This is a genomic window from Tabrizicola piscis (genome assembly GCF_003940805.1).
Lineage (GTDB): Bacteria > Pseudomonadota > Alphaproteobacteria > Rhodobacterales > Rhodobacteraceae > Tabrizicola > Tabrizicola piscis.
In genome coordinates this window covers 1,160,001-1,186,843 of sequence record NZ_CP034328.1, presented here as the reverse complement: position 1 = coordinate 1,186,843, position 26,843 = coordinate 1,160,001, and the positions used below count along the sequence as shown (strand labels likewise).

29 protein-coding genes (1 of these 29 only partly in view) are annotated in these 26,843 nt (G+C 64.3%); 17 read left to right on the top strand and 12 right to left on the bottom strand.

Going from position 1 to position 26,843, the window contains the following annotated elements; genetic code table 11:
- Positions 1-100: 100 nt before the first annotated feature.
- The 5 genes from EI545_RS05650 (at position 101) to EI545_RS05630 (ending at position 6,518) form a co-directional block, all read left to right on the top strand.
- Complete coding sequence (locus EI545_RS05650) at positions 101-1,351, top strand: sarcosine oxidase subunit beta family protein (RefSeq protein ID WP_125324565.1); 1,251 nt, start codon at positions 101-103, stop codon at positions 1,349-1,351.
- 163 nt (positions 1,352-1,514) lie between these two features.
- On the top strand, positions 1,515-1,778 hold the full coding sequence (locus tag EI545_RS05645; RefSeq protein ID WP_125324564.1) for a sarcosine oxidase subunit delta: 264 nt from the start codon (positions 1,515-1,517) through the stop codon (positions 1,776-1,778).
- Positions 1,775-4,684: a sarcosine oxidase subunit alpha family protein gene (locus EI545_RS05640; protein WP_125324563.1), complete on the top strand. Its 2,910-nt coding sequence runs from the start codon at positions 1,775-1,777 to the stop codon at positions 4,682-4,684. Before EI545_RS05645 ends, EI545_RS05640 begins: the two co-directional genes overlap by 4 nt.
- Positions 4,677-5,225, top strand: coding sequence for a sarcosine oxidase subunit gamma (locus tag EI545_RS05635; protein ID WP_125324562.1), 549 nt, complete (start codon positions 4,677-4,679; stop codon positions 5,223-5,225). Before EI545_RS05640 ends, EI545_RS05635 begins: the two co-directional genes overlap by 8 nt.
- Before the next feature lie 93 nt (positions 5,226-5,318).
- The gene (locus EI545_RS05630; protein WP_245990306.1) at positions 5,319-6,518 is read left to right on the top strand and encodes a DegT/DnrJ/EryC1/StrS family aminotransferase; all 1,200 of its coding nucleotides are present in this window, start codon (positions 5,319-5,321) and stop codon (positions 6,516-6,518) included.
- Here EI545_RS05630 and EI545_RS05625 read toward each other — a convergent pair.
- The 4 genes from EI545_RS05625 to EI545_RS05610 all read right to left on the bottom strand — a co-directional run bounded on the left by EI545_RS05625 (position 6,515) and on the right by EI545_RS05610 (position 10,563).
- Positions 6,515-7,465: a LysR family transcriptional regulator gene (locus tag EI545_RS05625; protein ID WP_125324561.1), complete on the bottom strand. Its 951-nt coding sequence runs from the start codon at positions 7,463-7,465 to the stop codon at positions 6,515-6,517. The genes EI545_RS05630 and EI545_RS05625 overlap by 4 nt on opposite strands.
- 3 nt (positions 7,466-7,468) lie before the next feature.
- Positions 7,469-8,026: a polyhydroxyalkanoate synthesis repressor PhaR gene (phaR, locus tag EI545_RS05620; RefSeq protein WP_125324560.1), complete on the bottom strand. Its 558-nt coding sequence runs from the start codon at positions 8,024-8,026 to the stop codon at positions 7,469-7,471.
- Positions 8,027-8,159: 133 nt separating this feature from the next.
- Positions 8,160-8,609, bottom strand: a complete 450-nt coding sequence (locus tag EI545_RS05615) for a Phasin (RefSeq protein WP_125324559.1) — start codon at positions 8,607-8,609, stop codon at positions 8,160-8,162.
- A gap of 145 nt (positions 8,610-8,754) precedes the next feature.
- Positions 8,755-10,563 carry a PHA/PHB synthase family protein gene (locus tag EI545_RS05610; protein ID WP_125324558.1) on the bottom strand — a complete coding sequence of 603 codons (1,809 nt, stop codon included), beginning with the start codon at positions 10,561-10,563 and terminating at the stop codon, positions 8,755-8,757.
- Positions 10,564-10,661: 98 nt separating this feature from the next.
- On the opposite strand from EI545_RS05610, the gene phaZ reads away from it, so the two are divergent.
- On the top strand, positions 10,662-11,933 hold the full coding sequence (gene phaZ / locus EI545_RS05605; protein ID WP_125324557.1) for a polyhydroxyalkanoate depolymerase: 1,272 nt from the start codon (positions 10,662-10,664) through the stop codon (positions 11,931-11,933).
- A 3-nt stretch (positions 11,934-11,936) separates the two neighbouring features.
- Here phaZ and EI545_RS05600 read toward each other — a convergent pair whose 3' ends face one another.
- Complete coding sequence (locus EI545_RS05600) at positions 11,937-12,656, bottom strand: alpha/beta fold hydrolase (protein ID WP_125324556.1); 720 nt, start codon at positions 12,654-12,656, stop codon at positions 11,937-11,939.
- Between the two features lie 135 nt (positions 12,657-12,791).
- Positions 12,792-13,589 carry an alpha/beta hydrolase gene (locus EI545_RS05595; RefSeq protein ID WP_125324555.1) on the bottom strand — a complete coding sequence of 266 codons (798 nt, stop codon included), beginning with the start codon at positions 13,587-13,589 and terminating at the stop codon, positions 12,792-12,794.
- 163 nt (positions 13,590-13,752) lie between these two features.
- Between EI545_RS05595 and thrS the strand changes: the two genes are divergently transcribed.
- The 6 genes from thrS (at position 13,753) to EI545_RS05565 (ending at position 18,700) form a co-directional block, all read left to right on the top strand.
- Positions 13,753-15,699 carry a threonine--tRNA ligase gene (thrS, locus tag EI545_RS05590; protein ID WP_125324554.1) on the top strand — a complete coding sequence of 649 codons (1,947 nt, stop codon included), beginning with the start codon at positions 13,753-13,755 and terminating at the stop codon, positions 15,697-15,699.
- Between the two features lie 185 nt (positions 15,700-15,884).
- Positions 15,885-16,187 (top strand): BufA1 family periplasmic bufferin-type metallophore, encoded by a 303-nt coding sequence (locus tag EI545_RS05585; RefSeq protein WP_125324553.1) that lies wholly within the window; start codon positions 15,885-15,887, stop codon positions 16,185-16,187.
- Positions 16,188-16,243: 56 nt separating this feature from the next.
- Positions 16,244-17,092: an MNIO family bufferin maturase gene (gene bufB / locus EI545_RS05580; protein WP_125324552.1), complete on the top strand. Its 849-nt coding sequence runs from the start codon at positions 16,244-16,246 to the stop codon at positions 17,090-17,092.
- Complete coding sequence (locus EI545_RS05575) at positions 17,089-17,820, top strand: HvfC/BufC N-terminal domain-containing protein (protein WP_125324551.1); 732 nt, start codon at positions 17,089-17,091, stop codon at positions 17,818-17,820. Before bufB ends, EI545_RS05575 begins: the two co-directional genes overlap by 4 nt.
- Entirely contained in the window at positions 17,817-18,356 is a 540-nt protein-coding gene (locus EI545_RS05570) for a DoxX family membrane protein (protein WP_125324550.1), read from the top strand. Before EI545_RS05575 ends, EI545_RS05570 begins: the two co-directional genes overlap by 4 nt.
- Positions 18,357-18,493: 137 nt before the next feature.
- Positions 18,494-18,700, top strand: coding sequence for a cold-shock protein (locus tag EI545_RS05565; RefSeq protein ID WP_125324549.1), 207 nt, complete (start codon positions 18,494-18,496; stop codon positions 18,698-18,700).
- On the opposite strand, the gene EI545_RS05560 is transcribed toward EI545_RS05565, so the two are convergent.
- The 4 genes from EI545_RS05560 to EI545_RS05545 all read right to left on the bottom strand — a co-directional run bounded on the left by EI545_RS05560 (position 18,697) and on the right by EI545_RS05545 (position 20,263).
- On the bottom strand, positions 18,697-19,023 hold the full coding sequence (locus EI545_RS05560; protein ID WP_125324548.1) for an arsenate reductase family protein: 327 nt from the start codon (positions 19,021-19,023) through the stop codon (positions 18,697-18,699). The two genes, EI545_RS05565 and EI545_RS05560, sit on opposite strands and share 4 nt — an antisense overlap.
- Before the next feature lie 118 nt (positions 19,024-19,141).
- Positions 19,142-19,537 (bottom strand): DUF2177 family protein, encoded by a 396-nt coding sequence (locus EI545_RS05555; protein WP_125324547.1) that lies wholly within the window; start codon positions 19,535-19,537, stop codon positions 19,142-19,144.
- A gap of 90 nt (positions 19,538-19,627) precedes the next feature.
- Entirely contained in the window at positions 19,628-20,014 is a 387-nt protein-coding gene (locus tag EI545_RS05550) for a type II toxin-antitoxin system death-on-curing family toxin (RefSeq protein ID WP_125324546.1), read from the bottom strand.
- The gene (locus tag EI545_RS05545) at positions 20,015-20,263 is read right to left on the bottom strand and encodes a hypothetical protein (RefSeq protein ID WP_125324545.1); all 249 of its coding nucleotides are present in this window, start codon (positions 20,261-20,263) and stop codon (positions 20,015-20,017) included.
- Positions 20,264-20,425: 162 nt separating this feature from the next.
- Here EI545_RS05545 and ctaA point away from each other — a divergent pair, with 162 nt between their 5' ends.
- From ctaA to EI545_RS05530, 3 genes are read left to right on the top strand one after another with little or no spacing between them, the layout of a single operon-like run.
- Entirely contained in the window at positions 20,426-21,595 is a 1,170-nt protein-coding gene (ctaA, locus tag EI545_RS05540; protein WP_125324544.1) for a heme A synthase, read from the top strand.
- On the top strand, positions 21,592-23,061 hold the full coding sequence (locus EI545_RS05535; RefSeq protein ID WP_125324543.1) for a carboxypeptidase M32: 1,470 nt from the start codon (positions 21,592-21,594) through the stop codon (positions 23,059-23,061). Before ctaA ends, EI545_RS05535 begins: the two co-directional genes overlap by 4 nt.
- Positions 23,062-23,105: 44 nt before the next feature.
- Positions 23,106-24,251, top strand: coding sequence for an MFS transporter (locus tag EI545_RS05530; protein ID WP_164517226.1), 1,146 nt, complete (start codon positions 23,106-23,108; stop codon positions 24,249-24,251).
- Here the strand turns inward: EI545_RS05530 and EI545_RS05525 are convergent, their stop codons facing one another.
- Together EI545_RS05525 and EI545_RS05520 are read right to left on the bottom strand one after the other, a co-directional pair.
- Positions 24,252-24,947 (bottom strand): hypothetical protein, encoded by a 696-nt coding sequence (locus tag EI545_RS05525; protein ID WP_125324541.1) that lies wholly within the window; start codon positions 24,945-24,947, stop codon positions 24,252-24,254.
- Between the two features lie 258 nt (positions 24,948-25,205).
- Positions 25,206-25,592: a bactofilin family protein gene (locus EI545_RS05520; protein ID WP_125324540.1), complete on the bottom strand. Its 387-nt coding sequence runs from the start codon at positions 25,590-25,592 to the stop codon at positions 25,206-25,208.
- A 168-nt stretch (positions 25,593-25,760) separates the two neighbouring features.
- Between EI545_RS05520 and EI545_RS05515 the strand changes: the two genes are divergently transcribed.
- The gene (locus tag EI545_RS05515) at positions 25,761-26,726 is read left to right on the top strand and encodes an agmatinase (RefSeq protein ID WP_125324539.1); all 966 of its coding nucleotides are present in this window, start codon (positions 25,761-25,763) and stop codon (positions 26,724-26,726) included.
- 101 nt (positions 26,727-26,827) lie between these two features.
- Positions 26,828-26,843, top strand: partial view of an amidohydrolase gene (locus EI545_RS05510; RefSeq protein WP_245990305.1) — the 5' end (the start) only. 1,607 nt of this gene lie beyond the right edge of the window; only the first 16 of its 1,623 coding nucleotides appear in the window; its start codon is at positions 26,828-26,830; its stop codon lies off the right edge, out of view.

Sequence of the window (26,843 nt, the reverse complement as noted above, 5' to 3'; positions counted from 1 at the left end):
CTGCGACACCAAGTGTCGCAGGCAGGGCAGGAAATCGCTCGCCGGTCTTGAATAACCGTGGGTGTCGCGGTCTGATGCCTGCGACAGAAGAGGATTTTCCATGCGCTACTCCGGGCTGAAGGTCATCACCCAAGGGCTGTTCGGCAACGCGGGCTGGACTCCGGCCTGGCGCGACCCGGCGCCCAAGGCCGAATATGATGCGATCATCATCGGTGGCGGCGGGCATGGGCTGGCAACGGCCTATTATCTGGCCAAGAACCACGGGCTGACCAATGTCGCGGTGCTGGAAAAGAGCCATATCGGGTCGGGCAACATCGGGCGGAACACGACGATCGTGCGCGCCAATTACTTCCTGCCGGGCAACAGCGAGTTCTACTCGCATAGTCTGAAGCTGTGGGAGGGGATGGAGGCCGACCTCAACTACAACGTGATGCATTCGCAGCGCGGGCTGATCAACCTGTTCCATTCGGACGGGCAGCGCGATGCCTTTGTGCGGCGCGGCAATGCGATGATAAATCAGGGGGATGATGCGATCCTGCTGGACCGCGAAGGGGTGCGGGAGCATCTGCCCTATCTGGATTTCGAACAGACGCGGTTCCCGATCTATGGCGGGCTGTTGCATCCCCGGGGCGGGTCAGCGCGGCACGATGCGGTGGCTTGGGGCTATGCGCGTGGGGCGGACCAGCGTGGGGTGGACCTGATCCAGAACTGCGAGGTGACGGGGATCGACATTGCCAATGGCAAGGTCGTGGGTGTCCAGACCACGCGCGGGGCGATCCGGGCGAAAAAGGTGGGGATCATCGTGGCGGGGCGGTCCTCACAAGTCGCGGCGATGGCGGGGATGCGGTTGCCGATTGAAAGCCACATCCTGCAGGCCTTTGTCACCGAGGGGCTTAAGCCGGTCATCAACCATGTGGTCAGCTTCGGGATGGGGCATTTCTACATCAGCCAGTCCGACAAGGGGGGCCTCGTGTTCGGGGGCGACCTGGATTTCTATGCCTCCTATGCGTCGCGGGGCAACCTGCCGATGGTGGAACATGTGATGGAGGCCGGGATGACCCTGATGCCGATGATCGGCCGGGCCAAGGTCTTGCGCAGTTGGGGCGGGATCATGGACATGTCGCCGGATGGCTCGCCCATCATCGACAAGACGCATATCGACGGGCTGTTCATCGACTGCGGTTGGAACTACGGGGGCTTCAAGGCGGTGCCTGCCAGCGGCTGGTGCATGGCGCATCTGATGGCGACCGGGGAAAGCCACGAGGTGGCGCGCAAGTTCCGGCTGGACCGCTTTGCGACGGGGCATCTTCTGGACGAAGAAGGCACCGGCAGCCAGCATAACCTGCATTGAGGGATGGAATGAGACTGACCCCGGCAAACCTTTCGGCGGCCCCCCACCCCCATCAACTCCCCACAAAGGGGAGGGGAGGCGCTTGCGCCGGACATGGCCTTGTGGGTGCACCCGTGGGAGCCTCCGGCGGGGATATTTGGGGACAGAAAATGCGGGAAGTGACATGCGCCTGAAATGCCCCCTTTGCGGTGACCGGGATCGGCGGGAGTTCTACTATTATGGGGCGGAGGATTATCTGCACCGCCCCGCGGAGGGCGCGCCCTTGGCGGACTGGGACAACTACCTGCATCTGCGGGACAATCCGGCGGGGATGACCCGGGACCTTTGGTACCATGAGGCGGGGTGTGCGCAGTGGCTGTGCGTCACGCGGAATACCGTGACGCATGAGATTTCCGGCGTGAAGCTGGTGGCGGAGAGGACGAAATGAGGGTTGACGGCAAGGGGCTGATCGACCGGACGAAACCGGTCCGTTTTCGCTTCGACGGCAAGGATTACGCGGGCTACAAAGGGGATACGGTCGCCTCGGCGCTGCTGGCCAACGATGTGCGGCTGGTCGGGCGGTCGTTCAAGTATCACCGGCCAAGGGGCATTCTGACCGCCGGGTCGGAAGAGCCGAATGCGCTGGTCGAGGTGCTGGGTCCGAAGAACCAGACTCCGAACGTGCGCGCCACGGTGCAGGAAGTCTTCGAGGGGCTGGAGTGCCGGAGCCAGAACCGCCTCGGGTCGCTGAAGTATGATCTGCTGGCGGTGAATGACTACCTCTCGCCCTTTCTGAGCGCGGGGTTCTACTACAAGACCTTCATGTGGCCGCGGGCGTTCTGGGAAGGATTGTATGAGCCGCTGATCCGGCGGGCGGCGGGGCTGGGAAGCCTGTCTGGCAAGCATGACGAGGGGGTTTATGAAAAGGCCTTCGCGTTTTGTGATGTGCTGGTCATCGGCTCGGGTCCGGCTGGGCTGATGGCGGCGCTGACGGCGGGGCGGGCCGGGGCCGATGTGATCCTGTGTGAGGAAAGCCATGCCCTCGGCGGGCGTCTGCTGGCGGATGGCGGGACCATTGACGGCATGCCCGCAGGCGACTGGGTCGCGCAGGTCGTGGCGGAACTGACGGCGCTGCCGAATGTGCGGATCATGGCGCGGACGACGGTGACCGGGGCCTATGACCACGGCACCTATGGCGCGCTGGAGCGGGTGGGGCTGCACAAATCGGCGCGCCCCAACCTGCCGCGCGAATGTTTCTGGCGGATCGTGGCGGGGCATGCAGTGCTCGCATCGGGCGCGCTGGAGCGGGCGGTGGCGTTTGAAGACAACGATCGGCCGGGGATCATGATGGCATCCGCGGTCCGGACCTACCTTAACCGCTACGGCGTCAGCCCGGGCAAGCGGGTGACCCTGTTCGCCAACACCGATCAGGCGCGGGCCACGGCGCGCGATCTGATGGCGGCGGGCGTCCAGGTGGCGGCGATCATTGACCCGCGCGCTGATGCCAGCGCGGTCGAGGATTGCCCCGTGCATCTGGGGGCCGAGGTTGTGGGCTCTCGCGGACGGCTGGGGCTTTCGGCGATTCAGGTGCGCAAGGGGTCGGAGACGTTCGAGATCGAGACGGATTGTCTGGCGATGTCGGGCGGCTGGAACCCGACGATCCATCTGACCTGCCACATGAACGGTCGGCCAAGGTGGAACGAGGATCTGGCGGCTTTCGTGCCGATGGAAGGCGCGGTGCCGGGTCTGGTGGCGGTGGGGGCGGCGAACGGGTCATTCTCGACCCATGGTGCGCTGGCAACCGGCCATGCGGCAGCGCTGCGCGCGGTTGAGGCGCTGGGGCGTAAGGTCAGTGTCGATCTGCCGGCGGCGGAGGATGCGCCCTACCGGATCAAGTCGATCTGGGCGGTCGAAGGGAAGGGGCGCGCCTGGCTGGACTTTGCCAATGACGTGACAACGAAAGACGTGAAGCAGGCGGCGCAGGAGGGGTTCCGCAGCGTCGAGCACATGAAGCGCTATACCACCCAAGGTATGGCGCCGGATCAGGGCAAGAACTCCAATGTCGCGGCGTTGGCTGTGCTGGCCGATGCGACGGGGCGGGGGATTCCGGAGACGGGGGTCACGACCTTCCGCCCGCCTTTTGTGCCAGTGTCCATCGCCGCTATGGGGGCCGGGGGCCGTGCCGAGGGGTTCGCGCCGCAACGGTTTCTGACCAGCGATCAGGCCAGCCGCGACCGGGGCGCGCCGATGATCGAGGCGGGGCTGTGGTACCGGCCCTCATACTTCCCGAAGCCGGGCGAGACGACCTGGCGTGAGGCTTGTGACCGGGAAGTGATGATGGTCCGGCAGGCCGTGGGGGTGGCGGATGTGTCAACCCTGGGCAAGATCGACATTCAGGGCAAGGATGCGGGGCGCTTCCTGGATTTCGTCTATACCAACACCTTCAGCACCTTGCCTGTTGGTCGGGTCCGCTATGGCCTGATGCTGCGCGAGGATGGGCTGGTGCTGGATGACGGCACCAGCGCCCGCCTCGGGGAAGATCAGTACCTGATGACCACCACCACGGCAGCGGCGGGGTTGGTGATGCGGCATCTGGATTTCGTGCATCAGGCCTTCTGCGCCGACTGGCAGGTGCGGTTCATCAGCGTCACCGAAAGCTGGGCGCAGTTTGCGGTGGCAGGGCCGAAGGCCCGGGCGCTGGTGAATTCATTCCTTGAGGCACCGGTTGAGCTGCCCTTCATGGGGGTCGCCCCGGTGCGGATTGGCGGGGTGGATGGCCGCCTGTTCCGGATCAGCTTCTCCGGCGAGGAGGGCTATGAACTTGCTGTTCCCACCCGCTATGGCGAGGCGCTGTTCCGCGATCTGGTGGCGCGGGCCGAAACGATGGGCGGTGGACCCTACGGGATGGAGGCGTTGAACGTCCTGCGGATCGAGAAGGGCTTCATCACCCATGCCGAGATCCACGGTCGGGTTACCGCGCATGATATCGGCATGGAAAAGATGGTCAGCGCCAAGAAGGACTGCATCGGCAAGGCCGCCGCCACGCGACCGGGGATGTGGGGGCCGGAGCGGGAACAGCTTGTCGGGCTGAAAGCCACGGAGGCGATCAGCGCCGGCGCGCATCTGTTTGTCCCGGGGGCCGAAGTCCACCGTGAGACGGATCAGGGCTATGTCACCAGCGTTGGCTGGTCGCCGACAGTGGGGGCCTGGCTGGGCCTTGGGTTCCTCAAGGACGGGCGGGCGCGGATTGGGGAACGCGTGCGTCTGGTGGACCACCTGCGGGGCCTCGACGTGATCTGTGAGGTGTGCAACCCGGTCTTCCACGACCCGGAGGGGGAGAAACTGCGTGCCTGAACTGATTGCAAAATCCGCTCTTGAAGGGCAGTCGCCCCTGACACTTGGCGGGGTCACCCTGGCCGAGGTGTCGGTGGGACCGATCACGTCCATCTCGATCCTGCCGGGTGGGGCGAAGGCGGTGGCGAAGGGGCTGAAGGGCCTTGGGCTGACCTTCCCGGCACCCAATGCGTTCGTCGAAAAGGCTGGCGTGCGGATCATCTGGACCGGGCGGGATCAGGCGTTTCTTGTGGGGGGAGAGGCCCCTGCGCTGGAAGGTGCCGCGATCACCGACCAAAGCGATGGCTGGGCTGTGCTGGCCCTGTCAGGTGTTGGCGCGGTCGACGTTCTGGCGCGGCTTGTGCCCTTGGACCTGCGGCTTTCGGCCTGCCCGGTGGGCCGGGCTTTTCGCGCGCCGGTGAACCACATGAACGCCGTGATCGTGCGAAGCGGCGATTATGCGTTCGAGATCATGGTTTTCCGTTCGATGGCGCGGACGGCATGGCACGAACTTGCCGCGGCGATGGAGGCGATGGCGGCCCGCGCGGCGCTGAAGCCCTAGGCGAAAACACGCAAGGAGAAGAAATTGTCACTGGCGCGTCACCAAGCGCGTGTTTAAACCTTTTCTGAACCCAAGTTTAAGAAAAGGTGCAGCATGGCCCCCGACGGTCAGACCCTCATGCCGACAGGCGCGCCCAATGTCTACGACGCCGAACCGATCCCCGAGGCCGCGCGGGCCGAGATTGAAAGGCTGCTGAGTTCGGGCGATCTGTTCCGTTATACCGCTGCTGCAGATGCCCCGGTCGCTCTGCTGGAGGCCGAATTTGCGGCCTTGATGGGCACACGCTATGCGCTGGCCGTGTCGTCCTGTTCCGCGGCGCTGTTTCTGGCGCTGAAGGCGCTGGACCTGCCGAAAGGCGCCAAGGTTCTGATCCCGGCCTTCACCTTCGCCGCCGTGCCGTCATCGGTGGTGCATGCCGAATGTGAGCCGGTTCTGGTGGAAGTGGGCGAAAACTACCGGGTGAACATGGCGGATTTCGCGGCAAAACTGCCGGGGGCCGGCGCGGTCATGATCAGCCATATGCGCGGCCATACCAGTGACATGGATGCCATCATGGCGCTGTGCGACGCGGCCGGGATTCCGGTGATCGAGGACGCGGCGCATTCGCTGGGCACGGTCTGGGGCGGGCGGAACATCGGCACGATCGGCAAGGTCGGTTGCTTCAGTTTTCAGTCCTACAAGATGTTGAACGCGGGCGAAGGCGGCATCATGATCACCGACGACCCGGAAATCGCCGCGCGGGCGATCATCATGTCGGGCGCTTATGAGACGAACTGGAAGAAGCATCCGGGGTTGTCCAACAGCTGTGCGCATTGGCAGAACAAGCTGCCGCTTTATAACCTGCGGATGCAGAACCTTTCCGCCGCGGTGATCCGGCCGCAACTGCCGCTGGTGGCAGAGCGGGTGGAAAAGGGCCGGGCGAACCATGACCATGTGGCGGCGCGCCTGAACACCTCGGCCCATCTTGAGGTGCCCGAGCCGCTGGGCCCGGAAGTGCGGGCGCCGGATTCCATCCAGTTCAATCTGGTGGGCGGCTGGACGGACGAACAGGCGCTGGGCTTTCAGGCCGGGACCAAGGCGCGCGGTGTGGCGGTGCAGGTCTTCGGGCTAAGCGACGGCAACGCGCGGGCATTCTGGAACTGGCAGTTCCTTGGCGACCAGCCGGACTTGCCGCAGACCCGCGCCATGCTGATGCGCGCCTGTGACGTGCGCCTGCCAACGCGCCTGACCGAGGCCGAGCTGGCCTATATCGCCGATGCGATCATCGATGCGGCGACCGAGGTGCGCGGCTAAAGCACCCGCAGCGCCGGGGCCAGCCAAGGGCAGTCGGCCAGGGCCGGGGCGATGACATCCTGCGCGATCAGGGGCTTCAGCCGGGCTGCGATCTGGGCGGGCATATCGCGAAAGATGCCCGCGCGCGCGGTCAGCGACAAGGTCCGCCCCAGCGGTGCGAAGGGCAGGGGGCGGACCTCAACGGCCGATCGGAAGGCCCGGGCCTGATGCAAGGCAAGCGGGGTCAGGATCGTCCAGCCTTCACCGCCCGCGACCATGGCGAGGATCGCGGCATAGCTGTCCAGTTCAAACCGATGCGCCGGGCGCAGCCCCTGCCGTGACAGGTGGGTGGCGATCTGGCGGCCCATCAGGTGGCGGGCGGTGTAAAGGATCAGCGGCAGGTCCTCGATCCGCGCGCCGGGGGGCGTGACGGCGACGAAAGGTTCCGACATCAGCGGATGCACTTCGCGCCATGTGGCATCGGCATCGCTGCCGGTTTCGGAATCGGCCGCCACGACAATATCCAGCGCCCGGGCCTCCAACTGGTCCAGCAGGCGGTGACTGGCGCCGGTTTCCAGAAGGAAACGGCAGCCCTTCAGGTCCTGCGCCAGAAGCGACAGCAGGCGGGGGGTCACGTCGCTGTCGAAATCCTCGATCACGCCAAGGCGCAGCGTGGTCATCCCGGCAAGATCCGCCATCGCCAGTTCGGCCCGCGCCTCGCTGGCGGCGTTCAGGATCGTCTGGGCATGCCGGCGGAACATGACCCCAGCAGGCGTCACCGGCATCGGCCGACCGGAGCGGTCAAGCAGGATCGCGCCAAGGGCGGTTTCAAGCCCGGAAAGCTGCTGGCTGATGGCCGATGGGCTGACGCCAAGCCGCCGTGCTGCGGCAGAGATCGAGCCTTCCTCGGCGGCGGCGACGAAGACCTCGATCCCCCAAAGCGTGACGCGGCCTTCGGCTTCGGCCATCGGTCAAAGCTTTGACAGTTTCTTCTGCAACTCGGCCAGTTGCTTCTTGATGTCGGCAATGTCGTCCGGGGCGGCGGCGGGGGTGTCATCCTCACGCGCGGGGCCCGAGGCGTTCCAGCCCGGCATGCCGCCCATCATCGTTTTCAGGAAAGCCTCTTGCTGCTTGCGGATCGCCTCGAACCCCGGAACGGCGGCCATCGGGTTCGGGAAAGCGGTCAGGTTTTCCATCATCTTCGACTGGCTTTCGCGCAGCATTTCAAAGGATGAGGCAAGGAATTGCGGCACGATCGACTGCACGCCGCTGGTGTAGCTGCGGACCAGATCGGTCAGCACGTCCACCGGCAGGACGCTTTCACCCTTGGATTCATGTTCGGCCACGATCTGCAGCAGGTATTGCCGGGTCAGGTCATCGCCGGATTTCAGATCGACGATCTGCACTTCACGCCCCTGGCGGATGAAACCGGCGATATCCTCCAGCGTGACGTAGTCAGAGGTTTCGGTGTTGTAGAGCCTACGGCTGGCATAGCGCTTGATCAGCAGCGGTTTTTCGGTTTCGGCCATGGTGCCCCCCGGGGACTTTGTGCAGGTGCAGAGAAGCTTACGGGAGGGATTTGCAAAAAGAAAGGGCAGGCTCGGGGATGTCCCCGGCCTGCCCAGCGCCCCCGGGGGGACGCACACTCGTTAAGGCTGTAGCTTACTTCGCAGCCGCAGCGGCTTTCTTGGCAGCGGTGGTCACTTCGGCAGTGGCTTTCTTGACGGCGGCGGTCGCGTCTTCCGACATGTCCTTGCCAGCGGCAAGCATCAGCTCGACGGTTTCCATCTGCACTTTCTTCGCAACTTCAGCGAAGGCAGCCATGTTTTCAGCAGCCATTTCAGCAGCGGCCGAAGCGAAATCGGTCACCGACTTGGAATAGTCGGTCGGCTCGGCCTTGGCTTTGGAGACGTCCGACAGCTTGGCGATCGAATCTTTGGCCCATTTCGAGGTGATCTCGGTGGACTTTTCAGCGGCTTCAAGAGCGACTTTCGAGAATTTCTCGGCGAAAGCTGCCTGGGTCTTGAACGCGTTCTGGAAGGCCGAGGCGTCAACCGGGAAGGAAGCCATCATGTCCTGCATGGTCTTGGCGAAATCTGGGGTCTTGGTCATCTGGGATACTCCGCTATGTGCGGGCACCCGCCCGCTTTCCGATGAGCAAGATATAGATGCTGCACTGCAGCATTTCAAGTCTTTTCTGCAATGCAGCAAAACTTGGGGGTGCTGCAAGCTAACCCTGCGTAAAGCGGCTGAAATGTCAGGCAGCCGTAGCGGCATCCGGCGTGGCGACCACATAGGTGCCCGGTGCCGCCGCCAGCGAATCGACCGGAACCCGCGCCTTGATCATCGGGCCTGACCGTTCCGCCAGCCAGTCGCGCCAGCGCGGCCACCAGCTGGTCTTGTGGAAGGTGGCGGCCTTCAGCCAGGCCTCCGGGTCACCCGACACCGGGGCGTCGCTGGTGTAGTGGCCGTACTTGTCCTTTGCGGGCGGGTTGATGATCCCGGCGATATGGCCGGACTGCGACAGGATGAAGGTTTTGTCGGCCGACCCCATCTGCTTGATGCTGTTGAAGCTGCCGCGCCAGTGGGCGATGTGATCCGTCTCGCAGGCGATGGCGCAGAGCGGCAGTTTGATGTCGGCAAGGCTGACAGGGTGGCCGAAGACCGGGAATTCGCCCTTGGCAAACCCATCGCCCTGGCAAAGGCCGCGCAGGTATTCGACGGCCATGGTCGCGGGCAGGTTGGTGCCGTCACCGTTCCAATACAGCAGGTCAAACGCAGGCGGCGCTTCGCCCAGCATGTAGGACTTGATGGCGGGCGTGTAGATCAGGTCGTTTGACCGCAGAAAGCTGAAGGTCCGGCTCATGAACTTGCGCGACAGGATTCCGTCCACCGCGGTCTGGCGTTCGATGCCATCGACGAAATCGTCGTTCAGGAACACGCCCACTTCGCCCGGGTCGGAAAAATCGGCCAGCGTGGTGAAGAAGGTCGCGGATTTGACGCTGTCATCCCCGGCCTTCTGCAGATGCGCCAGCGTCAGGCCCAGCGTGGTGCCGGCGATGCAATAGCCGACGGCGTTGATCTGCGCCTCACCCGTGATGCGGCGCACCTCGGCCATCGCGCGCAGGAACCCGTCGCGCATGTAATCATCCATGCTGGTCCCGGCGTAGGACGCATCGGGGTTGACCCAAGAGACGACAAACAGCGTGAAGCCCTGATCCACGATCCACTTGATCAGCGAATTCGCGGGCTTCAGGTCCATGATGTAGAACTTGTTGATCCACGGCGGGAAGATCAGCAGTGGCGTCTTGTGAACCTTTTCGGTGGTGGGTTCATACTGGATCAGCTCCAGCATCTTGTTGCGGTAGACAACCGCGCCCGGGGTGGTGGCAAGGTTTTCGCCGACCTTGAACGCCTCACGGTCGGCAAGGGTGACCAGAAGATCGCCCTGATTGCTTTCGATGTCGCGGACAAGGTTTTCCAGCCCCTGAACCAGACTCATCCCGTCGGTCTCGACCGCGCGTTCCAGCGCGTCGGGGTTGGTGCCAAGGAAGTTGGTCGGGCTGAACATGTCGACGATCTGGCGGGTAAAGTAGTCCACCCGGCGGCGGTCGGCGGCGTCCAGCGTCTCCATGTCGCCGACTGCGGTGGTGATTGCATCCGCGTTCATCTGGTATTGCTGCTTGAGGTAGTTGAAGAACGGATGCGTGTCCCACAGCGGGTTGGAAAAACGCCGGTCCTTCGGCCCCGGATCGGGTGGCGCCTTGAACTCCCCCTTGGCAAGCGTCGCCTGCGCCTCGACATAGTGCTTCAGCGTCTTGCCCCAGTAGTTGACCTGATGTTCAACCACCTTGGCGGGGTTCTGCATCATCTCGGCCAGATAGGCGGCGGCGGCTTTCATGTAGACGTCGGGGGCAGGGCCGTGCAGCGACGGGTCGGTCTGCTGGCGATGCGACAGCGCGGCGGTCAGGCGCTTTGACAGCTCGTCAACCTTGGCGAGGTTAGCATTCAGACGCGCGGCCCTGGCCTCGGCTTCCGGACCAAGTGCATTCTCTTCTGTTGTCATGCTAACGTTTCCCCCCTATCGTCGCCGCTGTGCAGCATTGCGTCGCCACGCCCTGGTCGGCCTTGCCACATCGGCCCCCCCGCGGGCAAGGAGATGCGATGAAGTATATGTTCACCTATGACCTGATGGAAAGTGCGCGCAACACGAATGAGTGGTTGGGTGCAACTGCGCGGGCCATGGCGTCTTACCCGGCCTTTGCCCTTTCGATGAACCCGATGCTGCCGATGATGGCCGCCTGGGGCGAAGTGACCGAACGTACGTTCAGCCGCATGATCGCCAAACCCGACTGGGGCATCCGGTCGATCGTCGGGCCGGACGGGCAGGACCATCTGGTGGATGTGACCAAGGTCGTCGAAAAACCCTTCGGTGATCTGGTGCAGTTCTACGTCCGCCGCCGGGCACCGATGGCGCGCAAGGTGCTGCTGGTGGCACCGATGTCGGGCCACTACGCCACGCTGCTGCGGTCGACGGTCGCCAGCCTGCTGCCCGATGCTGACGTCTATGTCACCGACTGGCACAATGCCCGCGACATTCCGGTCAGCTCCGGCAAGTTCGATGTTGAGGATTACACGCTCTACCTCGCCGAATTCATGAAGGCGCTGGGACCCGACATTCATGTCATCGCCGTCTGCCAGCCGGTGCCGCTGGCACTGGCGGCCACGGCCTATCTGGCCGCCGAAGACCCGGACGCGCAGCCCCGCAGCCTTGTGCTGATCGGCGGGCCGGTCGATCCCGATGCCGCCGCGACTGAGGTGACCGATTTTGGCCGCCGCGTCACCATGGGCCAGCTTGAACACCTTGCCATCCAGCGCGTCGGCTTCAAGCACAAGGGCGCGGGGCGGCTGGTCTATCCGGGGCTTTTGCAGCTGCAAAGCTTTATCACCATGAACGCCGAACGCCATGGCAAGGCGTTTTCCGAACAGGTCTTCCGCGTCTCGCGCGGGGAAGCGTCGGATCACGATGCCCACAACCGGTTCTACGACGAATACCTTGCCGTGATGGACATGACGGCGGAATTCTACCTGTCGACGGTGGAGCGGATCTTCAAGAACCGTGAGATTGCGACGAATTCCTTCGTCGTGGCGGGCCGTCAGGTCGACATGGGCGCGATCAACAAAGTGTCGGTCATGACGGTCGAGGGCGCGAATGACGACATCTCGGCCCCCGGGCAATGTGTTGCGGCGCTGAACCTGTTGACCGGGCTGTCGGATGACAAGAAGGCCCAGCATCTGGAACCGGGCGCCGGCCATTACGGCATCTTTGCCGGGAAAAGCTGGCGGTTGAACATCCGTCCGCTGGTGCTGAACTTCATCGACAAGGCGTCAGGCACCGGCCGCAAGGCGAAGATTTCGCTGGCCGCCGGGCAGTAGCCCTTAGGCCAGAAGCAGGGTTGGCAGACGTCCCGAAAGGAACGTCTCCAGCGCCTTTGTAACGGCCTCGGGCTGTTCCAGCTGTGGCAGATGGCCAGCCCCGGCAATGATCTCCAGGCAGCCCTGCGGCATCATGCCCGCCAGAAACTCCGTCCGGCGGCGGGGAACGATGGTATCCGCTTCGCCCGCAAGGATAAGCGTCGGGACATTGGCCTTGCGCAGGGTCTTTTGCTGGTCGGGGCGGCGCTGCATGGCACGCAATTGCCGGGTGAACTGGTCCGGGCCAAGCATGGCCGCCATATCCTGCACCAATGCCATCACCTCATCCCGCCAGGGTGCAGCATGAAGCGCGGTTTCCGGCAGCATCTGGGCGATGCAATCGGCCATGTGGCCAGTCTTGGCGGCGACGATCAGCGCCTCTTGCGCGGCGGCAAGTTGGGGCGGTTCGGGTAGGGGATCGGTCGCGATCAGGGCAATCCGGCTGATCGCTTCGGGGCGACGGCGCAACAGCTCGATCGCGATATTGCCACCAAGACCGTGACCGATGACGGCAAAGCGGCCGGGCAGGTTTGGTGCTGCATCGGTGGCGACTTTCTCTACCGTGTCGGCCATGCCGGGTGCCAGCAGGATCACCTGCCGCGTCGCGCCAAGCTGGGCGATCTGCGGCATGAACACCCGGGCATCGGCCATGAAACCGGGGATCAGGACAAGGGGTTCGGTCATCCCCGGCACCTACGGGCTGAATTGCAGGAAAATGGAACATACGCCGATAACATCACGGCGTTACCATAGCCCACAAGCCAATGGATTCAAAACAATATCAGGAAATGAAAAAGGATTCGGGCGGTCTGTGTCCGGTCAGCCGATATTCGATTTCTGCAAAAGACCCGTGTCGTCGGAGACGACCGCGTCGCAATTGTGCAGCACGTCATCCACGCTGTTGGTGATCAGTTCCAGACAGGCAGGCGTGGAAAAGCGGTGATCGGCGCCCTTGACCAGCGTCAGCCGCAGGTCGGGGCTTTCGATGTGATCAAACAGGCCAAATGCCACCGAGGGCGGCACATCCGTGTCAGCCGTCCCCTGCAGTAGGCGCACTGGCATGGGCACCGGCAAGGGTTGGTCCAGCACCAGATTGCGCCGCCCATCATCAATCAGGCGGCGGGTTATCGGGTAGGGTTCGTCCGAATAGTCCGACGGGCGCAGAACGACGCCTTCTTCCAGAAGCGTCGTCCGGTCGGCCAGCGAAAATTCGCTTTCCCACATGCGTTCGGTAAAATCCGGGGCGGCGGCGATGCCGATCAGGCCGGCAACGCGCTCCGGCATGTATCGGGCCAGCAGAAGCGCAATCCAGCCGCCCATCGACGACCCGACCAGCACTTGTGGCCCTTCGGTCAGCACCTCGATCACCGCCGCCGCATCTTCGCGCCAGTCACCGACACACCCGTCGACAAAGGCCCCGCGGGACGCGCCGTGGCCCGAATAGTCAAACCGCAGGAAGGCCCGCCCGGTCGCCTCTGCCCAGGCTTGCAGATGCAGGGCCTTCGACCCGGTCATGTCCGAGCGAAAGCCGCCCAGAAAGACGACGCCGGGCTCACGCCCGGGGGTCTTGTGATAGGCGATGTGGCGGCCTTGCGGCGTGGTGAGATAGGTTGTCATGCCGTCAATATAGGCCTCCATCCGGGCAAGGGTGAGGCCCTACCGAATCGACGCGCGAAGAACCGCCCATGGCTTGACTTCCCGCCTGTGCCTTGGCACATCAGCGCGCGACATAACCCGCAACCGGGCGTTTCGTAGGCGCCAAACTGACGAGGAGCCGGCCATGAGCCAGATTTCCCTGACATTTCCTGATGGCAACATCCGCCAATACCCGGCGGGCGTGACCCCGGCCGAAGTGGCCGCAAGCATTGCGCCGTCGCTGGCCAAGGCGTCGATTTCGGCGCAGGTCGATGGCCAGCACTGGGATCTGGCCTGGCCGATCCATTCCGATGCCAAGATCAGCCTGAACACGCTGAAGGATGAAGCGCCGGCGCTGGAACTGATCCGGCACGACCTTGCCCACATCATGGCCCGCGCGGTGCAGGAGATCTGGCCCGACGTGAAGGTCACCATCGGCCCGGTCCGCGACTACGGCTGGTTCTACGATTTTGACCGTGAGGAGACCTTCACGCCCGAAGACCTTGGCGCGATCGAAGCCAAGATGAAGCAGATCATCAACGCGCGCGAACCGGTGCGGACGGAAGTCTGGCCGCGCGAAAAGGCCGTCGAATACTACCGGGGCCGCCAGGAACCCTTCAAGCTGGAGCTGATCGACCGCATCCCCGAGGGCGAGGACCTGCGGATGTACTGGCACGGGTCCTGGCAGGACCTCTGCCGTGGCCCGCATCTGCAGCACACGGGGCAGGTGCCTGCCGATGCCTTCAAGCTCACGCATGTCGCGGGGGCCTACTGGCTGGGCGATGCCAGCCGCCCGATGCTCCAGCGCATCTACGGCGTGGCCTTCCGCAACCGCGACGACCTGAAGGCCCACCTGACGATGCTGGAGGAGGCCGCGAAACGCGACCACCGCAAGCTTGGCCGGGAAATGGAGCTGTTCCATCTGCAGGAAGAAGCCCCCGGCATGGTTTTCTGGCACCCGAACGGCTGGACGATCTATCGCCAGCTGGAAGATTACATGCGCGGGCGGCTGCGGTCAGCGGGCTACAAAGAGATCAAGACGCCACAAGTGGTGGACCGGGTTCTCTGGGAGAAGTCCGGCCATTGGGAGGCCTACCGCGAGAACATGTTCATCGTCGAGGTCGACGAAGAGGGCGCCAAGGAAAAGCGCATCAACGCGCTGAAGCCGATGAACTGCCCCTGCCATGTGCAGGTCTACAACCAAGGCCTGAAATCCTACCGCGACCTGCCGCTCAGACTGGCGGAATTCGGGTCGTGCCACCGCTACGAATCCTCCGGCTCCATGCACGGGCTGATGCGGGTGCGTGGCTTCACGCAGGACGACGCGCATATCTTCTGCACCGAGGACCAGATCGAGGCGGAATGTGCCGATTTCCTTGGCCTTCTCTCCTCGGTCTACCGCGACCTTGGGTTTGAAAAGTTCGACATCAAGCTTTCCACCCGCCCGGACGTGCGTGTCGGCTCGGACGAGGTGTGGGACAAGGCCGAAACGGCGCTGGCCCGTGCGATCGAAAAGGCGGGCTACGCCTATACGATCAACCCGGGAGACGGGGCGTTCTACGGCCCGAAACTCGATTTCAAACTGACCGATGCCATTGGCCGCGAATGGCAGTGCGGCACGTTCCAGGCTGACTTCAACCTGCCGGTTCGGCTGGGCGCGGAGTATGTGGGCGAGGACGGGGCGAAGCATCATCCGGTGATGATGCACCGTGCGATCCTGGGGTCGTTTGAACGCTTCATCGGCATCCTTCTGGAAAACTACGCCGGCAAACTGCCGTTCTGGCTGGCCCCGCGGCAGGTCGTCGTCGCCTCGATCGTGTCGGATGCCGACCCCTTCGTGCATGAAGTCGTGGCCGCGCTGAAGAAGGCTGGCGTCAGGGCCGAGGCAGATGTTCGCAACGAAAAGATCAACTACAAGGTCCGCGAACATTCGGTGGGCAAGGTTCCTGTAATACTTGCCATCGGGATGCAGGAGGTTGAGGCCCGGACTGTTTCAGTTCGCCGTCTGGGTGAGACGCGGACTGAAACGATCAGCCTGGATTCTGCGATTGCAACCTTCGGGTTTGAGGCTTTGCCGCCAACAGGAAACTGACCCAAGCCCATGATAATAATGGCAAAGCCTCGCCCATCGGCGGGGCTTTGCTGTTTCTGCCCTGCGGCAATCTGCCTCACAAATCCGTGGCTCACGCGTCCGTGCCTGTCCTGTGAGCGTAGCGCCAGCCTACTCCTTTGGGTGTCGCAGACGGTGCGACCACCAAACTCAAGGGATGTATTCAGATGTCGTATCAATCGAAAACACTGGTCATTGCCGGCGCCTTTGCGGCCGCACTTGCAGGTGCTGCCACCACCGCTTCGGCACAGGAAAACGAAAAGTGCTTTGGCGTGGCACTGGCTGGCCAGAATGACTGCGCCGCCGGGGAAGGCACCACCTGCGCCGGCACCTCGAAGGTCGATTATCAGGGCAACGCCTGGAAGCTGGTTCCGGCTGGCACCTGCCTGACCATGGAACTGCCCGCAGCCGAAGACGGCATGGCCCGCATGGGCAGCCTTGAAGCGCTTGACCGCGACATGGCCAGCTGACGACATTCGCCCCCCGGTCCTGCCGACCGGGGGGTGACCTTTACGGGGGATATCTCATGCTTGACCAAACGGGGGGCGGCCTGCCCGCAAAGCCCGGCACCGGCTACAAACCACAGCACTTTGCGTCGATCATGGCTGACCCCGGCCCCGTGGGCTGGCTGGAAATTCATGCTGAGAATTACATGGGCGACGGTGGCCGCCCCTTGGCACAACTGCGCTGCCTTGCCGAACGCTTTCCGATCTCGGTCCATGGGGTTGGTCTGTCGATTGGCGGCGAAGGGCGGCTGGACAAAGATCACCTTGACCGCCTGCGCAGCCTTTGCGGCTGGCTGAACCCGGCGAGCTTTTCCGAACACCTTGCCTGGTCAACGCATGACGGGGCCTTTCTGAACGACCTGCTGCCCTTGCCCTACACGGCTGCAACGCTGGCCCGGGTCTGCGACCACATTGACGAGGTCCAAGAGGTGCTGGGTCGGCGGATGCTGTTGGAAAACCCCTCGACCTATGTCGCCTTTGCCGAGACCACGATGGATGAGGTCGCGTTCCTGACCCAGATCGCGCAGCGCACGGGATGCGGGCTCCTGTTGGATGTGAACAACGTCTATGTCTCTGGGACAAATCAGAATTATGACCCCGAAGCCTATCTGGATGCCTTCCCGCTGACGCTGGTCGGTGAAATCCATCTGGGCGGGCATAGCGAGGACCGCGATGACCATGGCAACCGCCTGTTGATCGACAGCCACGGGGCCGAGGTGGTTGATCCCGTCTGGGCGCTTTACGCCCGGGTGATCGCGCGGGGTGGCCCCCGTCCGACCTTGATCGAATGGGACAATGACGTGCCCGACTGGTCAGTCTTGCAGGCCGAAGCCGCCCGCGCCGCGCGGATGCTGGAGCCTGTGGCATGACCCAAGCCGCCTTTGCACAAGCGCTTCTGGACCCAGAGGCAGCCCTTCCCGCCGGCATCGTTGATCCGCAGGGCCGCCCGGCCCCGAAGCGTTTTTCGGTCTATCGCAACAACATGGCGTCATCCCTGACCCGCGCTTTGGAGGCGGCGTTTCCGACAGTGCGCAAGCTGGTCGGGGATGACTTCTTTGCCGCCATGGCCGGGCTGTTCCTGCGGGCCCATCCGCCCCAGTCGCGGATGCTGATGCTGTATGGCGCGGTACTTCCGGGCTGGCTGGAAAGCTTTCCGCCGGTGGCGCATCTGGCCTATCTGCCGGACGTTGCGCGGCTGGATCAGGCGATGCGCGAAAGCTATCATGCCGCCGATAGCGCGCCCTTGGCCGAGGCAGATTTCCAGCGTCTGCTTGCAGCCGATATCGCCGGGTTGCGGTTGCGACTTGCGCCATCGGTCTGGCTGGTCCGCTCCCGTTGGCCGGTGCTGTCGATCTGGGTCGCCAATACCGAAGGCGGGCCGCAGCCAACCCCGGGACCCGAAGACGTCCTGATCCTGCGGCCCGGGTTTGACCCCCGGCCGCACCGGTTGCCTGCCGGGGGCGGGGCCTTTGTGCAAGGTCTGCTTCAGGGGCAAACTCTGGGTCAATGCCTTGATCTGGCAGGGGCTGGTCTGGACCTTCCCGCCGTCCTGTCACTCCTCGTCGCGGGCGGCGCCATCGTCGGAGTAGATCAATGACCGGGCTTCTGACCCTTTACGACCGAGCCACCGGGCAGATGGATCGCGCGGGTGACTGGCTGTTGCCAACCGCGGCGCGGCTGGTGTTTGCAGGTGTCCTGTTCGGCTATTTCTGGGCCTCGGCCGGGACCAAGCTGGAGGGGGTGTTTTCCCCCTCAATCGGGGCCTATGCGCAGATCTTCCCGCGGGCGTTCGAGGCGGCGGGGTATGACGTTGGCCAGATGGGGCTGTGGCAGCGGCTGGTGGTTCTCGCGGGGGCATGGGCGGAATTTGCGCTGCCGGTGCTGATCGTGCTGGGCCTGCTCACCCGGTTGGCGGCGCTTGGGATGGTGGGGTTTGTCGTGGTGCAAAGCCTGACCGATGTCATCGGCCATGGCGCGGCGACCGGGGCGTGGTTCGACCGGGCATCCGACGCGCTGATCCTGGACCAGCGGGCGTTCTGGCTGCTGCTGTTTCTTGTGCTGATCCTGAAAGGCGCGGGCCCGGTTTCGGCGGATCGGTTGCTTGCCGGAGCGGTTCCACGCCTTGTAGCTTGATTTTCAGCGAATCCTTGGCATCATCGCGAAAGTGACGACAGAATTCCTGACCGCCTCTCTGATCGAAGGCCCTGGAAGACCTGATGGCACGGCCCGCGGCAATGGCGCCTCGGGGGGGTTCTGAGAGGAGAAGCGGCATGCCGACAGGCACCGTGAAGTGGTTCAATTCGACCAAAGGCTACGGCTTCATTGCCCCTGACGACGGCGGCAAGGACGTGTTCGTGCATATCTCGGCTGTCGAACGGGCCGGGCTGAAGGGACTGAACGACAATCAGAAGATCGGCTACGAACTGCAGTCGGGCCGTGACGGCAAGCAGTCGGCCGGGGATCTGCGGCTGCTTTAAGACGTCAGCGCGGCTTCGGTCGCGCTGTCCCATCCCAGATACCAGCGGGTGCCGTCGTGGATGATCGGCCGTTTCATGACGGTCGGCTGGGCTGCGATCTGCGCCTCGGGGTCAGAGGCTTTCAGGAAATCGTTGAAGGCGCGGTAGGTGGTGGACTGCTTGTTCACCGCGAGATCCCCGAATTCGTGCACGATCGTTGCGATCTCGGCCTCGGTCAGGGGGGTGGCGCGGATGTCGCGGAAGGTGACGTCCTTGCCGGCCGCTTGCAGGGACTTGAGGGCGCGCTTGCAGGTGTCGCAGGTGGAGATGCCGTAGAGGATCATCGGGGGCCTATCGGTTGGTGTCCCGGGCAGGGACAGGTTTTGAGACTTGCGATTTCAAGGGCTTAGCCTTACGCGTTCACCCTTTGGTAACACATCGACACGGTGACCGCAAAGGCCCTTAGCCATGGATCAGCCGGGTCAGCATCACCCCGGCCCAAGCGGAAAAGGCGGTCAGCGCGCCGCCCCAGAGCGTATCGGTCACCACCATGTGCCAATGCCAGTCGCGCATCACGCTCCACGAGGTGAATTCATAGGTGCCGTAGGCCATCAGCCCGACAAGGAGCGCGGGCAGGACCAAGGGCGCACCCGTTTTCAGCGCGGGCAAGGACACGAGGTAGACCAGCCCAGCGACATAGGCGAGGTAGAACAGGGCTGCCGGCGCAATGCGGATCGGCTCGGCCAGTAGCGGGCCGATGTGGCGGGTGAAAAGGGGCTTCATCACCAGCGTCAGCATGATCGCATCAAGGATCAGAAAGACGGCGGCTGTGGTGCCGTAGAGGGTAAGGGTTTGCATGGCTGACCTTCCGTTTCCAATCAGATAGGGCAGATCGCGCCAAGGGCGAGGCTTTTGAGTCTGCCGACGGCGCTGTGCAGCCGCAATAGCCTAGCCGCCCGCCGAGCCTTTGGCCTTGTCGCGCAGCCAGTCGGCAAGATCGCCATCCTCGACCAGACCTTGGGCGCAGCGGACGATGATCTGGCCCACTTCCTCAGCACTCCAGGTGATCTGGATTCCGTTGAGGTCGAGACAGGTATCCATCGACTGGTGAGCGGTCCGCTTGTTGCCATCGTTGAAGCAGTGCCCCCGAGCAATTGCCATCGCATAGGCGGCGGCCAGATCAAAGGCATCCGCGACCATGCCATAGGCAAGGCGGTTGTCGACGCGGGCAAGGGCGGCCTCAAGCGATTTGTCCCGCGCCCGGCCGGGAAGTTCGCCGGGGTTCAGGATGGCATCGTGCAGCGCCTCGACCAGTTCGGGCGAGAGCAGTTGCATTTACTTGTCCTTGAGGTAGTCCAAAACGGGTTGGTTGATCGCGCGGCGCCGGTTGAGGCTTTCCATCACCTCTTCCAGCGTGGCGACGCGGTGGTCGCCCTTGTCCACGGCGGCCTCTGGCACAAGATAGGCCACGACGGCGGAGTTCTTCAGGATCGCCACCGGCTTGCCGCCCGAGCGTTCCAGCACCTTATGCGGTTCGCGCAGTTCGGTCATCGTGGCAATGTGCGGGGTCAAGAGGCGGGTCATGATGTATGTCCTGAAAGGGTCTTTGGAATATACATTGAAATGCACATTTTGCAAGGCGCGACCGAACGGCGGTTCGTCGCTGCGGCATTACCGCTTTGCCGCAGGGCCTTGAAGGCCGCAAAGGCGGGGCCTAGTGTCCGGGCACAAGACAAGAGGCAAGGCATGGCCGGCAAGCGCAGTATTTTCGAAGAGGTCGGGGCGGGGCAATCTGTTCCGACGCCGCCGAAGGGCGGGGGCATTGATGCACGTCCCAAGGGCGCGCGGCGGGGCATCCGGCTATGGCTGGTGGCGCTGTTCCTGCTGGTTGTCACCATGATAGCCGTTGGCGGGTTGACGCGGCTGACTGACTCGGGGCTTTCGATCACCGAGTGGCGGCCGGTCACCGGTGCCTTGCCACCGATGAGCGCCGAGGCTTGGGACGCAGAGTTCCAGAAATACCGCGAAATTCCGGAATACCAGTTGCAGAACAAAGGGATGAGCCTTGAGGACTTCAAGGTCATCTACTGGTGGGAATGGGGGCACCGCCAGCTTGGCCGGGTGATTGGGCTGGTCTGGGCGGTTGGGTTCATTGGCTTTGCCCTTGCCAAGCAGATCCCGCCGGGATGGACCGGGCGTCTGTTGCTGCTTGGGGCGCTGGGGGGCGCACAAGGGGCGATTGGCTGGTGGATGGTGTCGTCCGGTCTTGGGGGCGAGCGGGTGGATGTCGCGTCCTACCGGCTGGCGACGCATCTGGGGCTGGCTTTTGTCATCCTGGGCTTCCTTGCGTGGTATGTGCTGCTTCTTGGGCGGAGCGAGGCCGAGTTGATGACGGCACGGCGTGGGCGCGAGGCGAAGCTGTTCGGGCTGTCCACCGGTCTGCTGCATTTCACCTTTCTGCAGATCGTGCTGGGGGCGTTGGTCGCCGGAATCGACGCGGGGCGGGCCTTTCCGACCTGGCCGCTGATGAACGGCAGCTTCTTTCCGGCGGATGCGTTCTATGTCCCGGACGGGGCGGGGGGCAGTCTGCCGGTGTGGCATGCGTTCTTTGAAAACCCCGGGCTCGTGCAATTCCTGCACCGGATGTCGGGGTATCTGCTGTTTGCCTTCGGCGTGGTCGTCTGGCTGCGCGGGCGGCGGTCGGCCTATCGTGCAACGCAAGGCGCATTCAACGCGGTGATGGCTATGCTGGTGGCGCAGATGGTGCTGGGCATCGTCACGGTGCTGACCGTCGCGCATCTGCATGTGGCGATCACCCATCAGATTGGCGCGGTGATCCTTTGGGTGTTGATCCTGCGGGCGCGGCATCTGTCTCAATACCCCGTGGCGGGGTCGATCCGGGAAGGCACGGCATGAGCGTGTATGATGATCTGATGGCGTTCCAGCGCCAGACCGAGGCTTTGGCGCAGGTGGCGGGCCGGCTGGGCTGGGACCAGGAAACGATGATGCCCGAGGGCGCCGCGGACCAGCGGGCCGAGGAGATCGGGGCGCTGGAATCGGTGCTGCATGCCCGGCGGACGGATGGGCGGCTGGCCGTCTGGCTGGACCGGGCGAAGGCGCCGGATGCGGTGGGAGAGGCGCAGTTGCGGCAGATGCGGCGGTCTTATGCGCGGGCGGTGAAGATCCCGGCGCGGTTGGCCGAGGAACTGGCGCGGGTCACCTCGCTGGCGCAGGGCGTCTGGGCCGGGTGCCGCGCGCGGGAGGATGTAGCGGGCTTCCTGCCAACGCTGGCCCGGGTTGTGGCGTTGAAGCGCGAGGAGGGGGCGGCGCTGGCAGAAGGCGGCGATCCCTATGACGCGCTGGTCGATGACTATGAACCGGGGATGACCGGAGCGGCGATCGCGGCGATGTTTGACGCGATGCGGCCACGGCTGGTGGCCTTGCGGGCAAAGGTTCTGGCGGCAGGGGCGCCGAAAGGTGTGGTCGGCACCTTTGACACGCAGGCGCAGTTGGCGCTGACGCGGGAACTGGCGACGGTGTTCGGCTATGACTGGACCCGGGGGCGGGTGGATCTGGCGGTGCATCCGTTTTCGTCCGGGTCGGGCCATGATGTGCGGATCACCACGCGGGTGAATGAGGTCGATCCGTTCAACTGCTTTTACTCCACTATCCATGAGGTGGGGCATGCCGCCTATGAGCAGGGGGTGGATGCGGCGTATCTGCTGACTCCGATCGGGCAGGGGGCGTCGATGGGCGTACATGAAAGCCAGAGCCGGAGCTATGAGAACCAGCTTGGGCGGTCACGCGCGTTCACGGGGTGGCTGTTCGGCCGGATGCGCGAGGTGTTCGGCGACTTCGGGATTGCGGATGCGGAGGGGTTCTACCGCGCGGTGAACCGGGTGCATGCGGGCTACATCCGGACCGAGGCGGATGAGGTGCATTACAACCTGCATGTGATGATGCGCTTTGATCTGGAACGGGCGCTGATCCGGGGCGAGCTGGATGTGGCGGATCTGGAGACGGCGTGGAACGACCGGTTCCGGTCGGATTTCGGGGTGGCGGTGGACAAGCCGTCGAACGGGATGCTGCAGGATGTGCATTGGTCTTGTGGGCTGTTCGGGTATTTCCCGACCTACACGCTGGGCAATGTCTATGCCGGCTGTCTGGTCAAGGCGCTGCGGGCGGACGTTCCGGGCCTCGACAGCATGATGGCCAAGGGCGACGTCAGTGCGGCGACGGCGTGGATGCGAGAGCGGCTGCAACGGCATGGGTCGCGCTATCTGCCGCGTGAGGTGGTGACGCAGGCTTGCGGGTTCGAGCCGTCGGAAGGGCCGCTGCTGGAGTATCTGGAGGCGAAGTTCGGGGATATCTACGGGCTGTGACAGTCGCTTTGCACCCTGACGGCGGCAGCCCTGCGGTCTGGGTGTTGGCGCTGGGTCAGACGGTCCTTTACGCGGGCAGCTACTATGCCTTTCCCGCCTTGCTGCCGGACCTGGTGACGGCGACCGGCTGGTCCAAGGGCACGTTGGCGCTGGGGCCGACGCTGGCTTTCCTGATCATGGCGAGCCTGACGATCTGGACCGGGCGGCTGGTGGATCGGGGGCTTGGCGGCGAGATGTTGGTTTGGGGGCCAACCCTTGCCGCCTTGGGCGTGCTGGGGCTGGGGTTTGCGCCGACGCCTGCGGTCTGGCTGCTGGCCTGGGCGCTGATCGGCGTGGCGCAGGCAGGGTGCCTTTACGAGACTTGCTTTGCCTTCCTGACCCGGCGGCTGGGCGACGGCGCGCGGGCGGCGATCACGCGGGTAACGCTGGTCGCCGGGTTTGCGGGGACGCTCGCCTTTCCCTTGGGTCACTGGGTTGGTGAGCAGTTCGGCGGGCAGGGGGGCATGCTGGTCTTTGCAGCCGTCACCGCGCTGGCCGTGCCCTGCAACCTTTGGGCCGTCAGGTCCCTGCGCAAACGAGCGCGGGCAGGAAGTGAACCTGCACCCACCCCCCCCGGCCTGCTGCAAGCGGCGCTGCGGCGGCCAGCGTTCTGGGCGATTGCGGTGTCCTTTGGGCTGATCTGGCTGAACCACGGTATCCTGATCACCTATGTCCTGATCCTGTTCGAGGATCGGGGCGCTGCGTCCGGGATGGCTGCACTGGCTGCGGCCTGCATTGGCCCGGCGCAGGTGGCGGGGCGGCTGATGCTGTTGATGGCGGGGGCGCGGGTCACAACCGGGCAGGCGACGACCGCCGCCTTGGGTGGGGTGGTCGCGGCAAGCGCGCTGTTGTGGCTGGCAGGTGCGGCACCGCTGCTGATCTTTGCCTTCGCGCTGGCGCAGGGGGCGGGGGCAGGGCTGATGTCGATCCTGCGGCCCGTGCTGATTGCCGAGGTGCTGGGGCGCAGTGGTTTTGGGGCGATATCCGGCGCTGTTGCCGTGGCACCGATCCTGGCATCCGCCGCCGCGCCGTCGGTGGGGGCGGGGCTGCTGGCCCTGGGCGGGCCGCAACTGGTGTATGCGGCCTGCCTTGTGCTTGCGGTGCTTGGAATGGCTTTGGCCGCAGCACTGCTGGTGCGGCGGCCGGGATGATCAGTTCAGGGGTTGGTACGAAAACAACCGTTCGCCATCGCCGCCAAGGTCGAAGCGCACGCCAAGGCTGATGACATTGCCGCTGTCGGTGCTGGTGCCATCGTCGGTGCGGTGGTGTCCGATATCGGCATAAACTTGGCCCGCGTCGCTGAAGGCGTAGCCCGCGCCAAGGCTGAACACCCGGTAGGACCCGGCGTCGCCGAAATCGGTGCGGTGCAGGCCAGCGCGGGCGCTGATGGCACCAAAGGCGTAGTCACCCTTCACCTCGGTCAGCGTGAAGGGTTGATCGTCTTCCAGACTGTCACCGATCCGGCCTTCGACCCGCAGCGGGCCGCCAAGATAAAGCGCCTCAAGCGCGTAGACGTAGATTTCGTCGGCGCGGTTGTCGACGGCCATCATCGCGCCAAGGCGCAGGCTGTCCGAGACATCGGCCGTCGCGTGGAGGGCTACGCCGTTGTACTGGTCAAAGTCGATGTCGCTGGAACTGTCGACCTCTTTGCCTATGGCAAGACCGACTTGTGCACCGAAGGTTCCAAAGGACCAGGCGGCATCAAGGTTGCCTTCAAGGCTGTCCAGTTCGGACGAGGAGCCGGAGTCGTATTTCTGGTATTGCAGGTCGACGACCGCACCTTCAAAGCCCTGCGCCATTGCGGCGACAGGAAAGGTGGAAAGGATCAGGATCAGGGGGTAACGCATTGCTCGGCCTCATGTTGTTGTTTTCTCCACTATATCTGGTGAAGGTGAGGCTGTCATCTGCCAACTGTTGCTGTGGCGAAGTGTTGCTTGGCGAAGGGCGCGCTTCAGGCCTTTGAGGGCCAGACTTGCGCCGGTCCAGACGGTCTGGCCACCTGCGGCGGCGTTTGGAACAGGGGCGTCGGCCACCAGCCATGGGCTGTCTGCCGCATAGGGATGGTCTGCACGAGCCGGAAGATCAGCCCCGGCGATTGCGCCAGATCAGCCCTTGGGTTTCAGGAACCGGCCGTCCATGACTGCGCCGCTTTCGATGACGATGCCGGCGGTGGTGACATCGGCCTTCACCTCGGCCGAGGCGCGCAGGGTCAGGCTTTCGCAGGTGACGCTGCCGTCAAGTTTGCCCTTCACCTCAACCGTCGTGGCGTTGACCGAGCCTTTCAGGCGACCCTCGGCGCCGATGATCAGGCCGTGGGCCGTAAGGTTGCCGTCAATTTCGCCCAACACCTCAACCGAGCCGGTGGTGCTGATTTCGCCGGTGATGCGCAGGTCGGCCCCAAGGACAGAGCGACCGGCATTGGCCCCGGGGCCAGAGGGGCGCGGAACCGGCGGGGTTGGGGCTGCGGAGGCGTCGGCGGTCTTGGAAAACATCGTGGGCTATCCTTGCAAGGGTTGTCTGATAAGGCGGGATCAGGGCGGGTCGGTCAAGGGGCGCTGTCGCGGGCTGGCGGGTTTCCCGCCGATGTGATGTCGTATCCGGGCCAGCAGGGGGCTGTCCCGGGTGGTCAGATGGACGCGGGAATCATGGGGAGTGGCGGAATGGCGGATGGGTTTTTTGCGCCGGTGTCGGGGTTCGACCTGCCACGTTTTGCGGGCGTGCCGACGTTCATGCGGCTACCGCATGTGCCGTTTGATCACCCCCGGTTCGGCGAGGTGCAGATCGGCCTGATCGGCGCGCCCTGGGACGGGGGGACGACGAACCGCCCCGGCCCCCGGCATGGGCCACGGCAGTTGCGGGATCTGTCGACGATGATCCGGGCGCAGAACGGGGCGACATGGGTCGCGCCGTTCGAGCTTGCGCGCTGCGCCGACCTTGGGGATGTGGCGCCGAACCCGGGCGATCTGATGGATTCGATGGCGCGGATGGAGGCGTTCTATGACCGGGTGGTTGCGGCAGGGGTGCTGCCGCTGACCGGGGGCGGGGATCATCTGTGCACGCTGCCGATCCTGCGGGCGGTGGCGAAGTCGCGTCCGGTGGGGATGATCCAGTTCGACAGCCATACCGACCTGAATGACGTCTATTTCGGGACGTCACGCTACAACCATGGCACGCCCTTCCGCCGCGCGGTGGAGGAGGGGCTGATCGAGCCCAAGCGCTATGTCCTGATCGGGATCCGGGGCACGGCCTATGGGCGCGAGGACTGGGATTTCGCGGCGGCCAATGGAATCCGCATCATCCCGATTGCCGAGTTCCACGCGCGGGGGGCCGAGGACGTGATGGCCGAAGCGCGGGAGATTGTGGGCGCGGGGCCGGTCTATGTGACCTATGACATCGATTTCGTCGACCCGACCTTTGCCCCCGGAACGGGGACGCCGGAGGTTGGGGGGCCGAACTCCTGGCAGGCCTTGCAGGTGGCGCGGGGGTTGCGGGGGCTGGATGTGGTGGGGGCGGACCTTGTGGAGGTCTCGCCGCCGTTTGATCAGACGGGCGGGACGGCGTGGCTGGGGGTGTCGTTGATGTTCGAGATGCTGTGCGTGATGGCCGAGCGGGTCGCCCGAGGCTAGGCGCCGGGGCGCTGCCCCGGACCCCGGGATACTTGAGCCAGAATGAAAGGAATTAGACTGTGCGGGCTGAAATGATCATAACGAATGCGAAGGTCCTGACGATGGACCCAGCACAGC